This is a genomic window from Novosphingobium nitrogenifigens DSM 19370 (assembly GCF_000192575.1).
In the GTDB taxonomy this organism is placed as follows: domain Bacteria; phylum Pseudomonadota; class Alphaproteobacteria; order Sphingomonadales; family Sphingomonadaceae; genus Novosphingobium; species Novosphingobium nitrogenifigens.
This window is the reverse complement of record NZ_GL876955.1, coordinates 1-640: the sequence shown is the minus strand read 5'-3', so window position 1 is coordinate 640 and position 640 is coordinate 1. Positions and strand designations below refer to the sequence as shown.

1 protein-coding gene is annotated in these 640 nt (G+C 62.3%); it reads right to left on the bottom strand.

Features of this window, described 5'->3' with window-relative positions:
* A partial coding sequence (locus Y88_RS18730) for a strawberry notch family protein (protein WP_040702717.1) occupies positions 1-640 on the bottom strand: 640 nt, incomplete at both ends.

Sequence of the window (640 nt, the reverse complement as noted above, 5' to 3'; positions counted from 1 at the left end):
GATCTTATGCGCAGCTGCGCATAAGATGGCCCAGGCATCAGCATAGGCATCGAAATCCGCGATCTGACGCGGGGTCAGCGCGTGTTCGAGGATGTCGTATTCGACGCCAGCGTAGGAAAGGGCGCGCGCCGTATAGACGCCCATTGCCTTCAATTCACGGGCGACCAATTCCATCGCGGCGATGCCGCCTTCGCGAATGCGGGCGATGAACGAGCTACGGTCTGGAAAGGCCGTGCCTTCACCCCACAGGCCAAGTCGCGTGGCATAGGCAAGATTATTCACGTCCGAGGCCCCTGTGGCCGAAGCGTAGATCACGCGGGCGCGCGGCAGCCGGTTCTGCAATTCGACACCGACGATGCCTTGCTGCGAGCCTTTGGTAGCACCGAACCGGCCTTCACCGCCAGCGACCCCACCCATCGCATGAGCCTCGTCGAACAGGATCACACCGTCGAAATCTGGCGTCAGCCATTCCAGCAATTGCTGGAGGCGTGTCTTCTCGCCGGTGCCGCTGCGCAACGTGGCATAGGAGGCGAAGAGGATGCCATCAGCCTGCCTGATCCTGGCCTCTGGCTTGATCTTGGAGAGAGGCTGGATATCGAGCGCGATGCCGCCCAGCGCCTGCCAGTCGCGGCGGGCATCT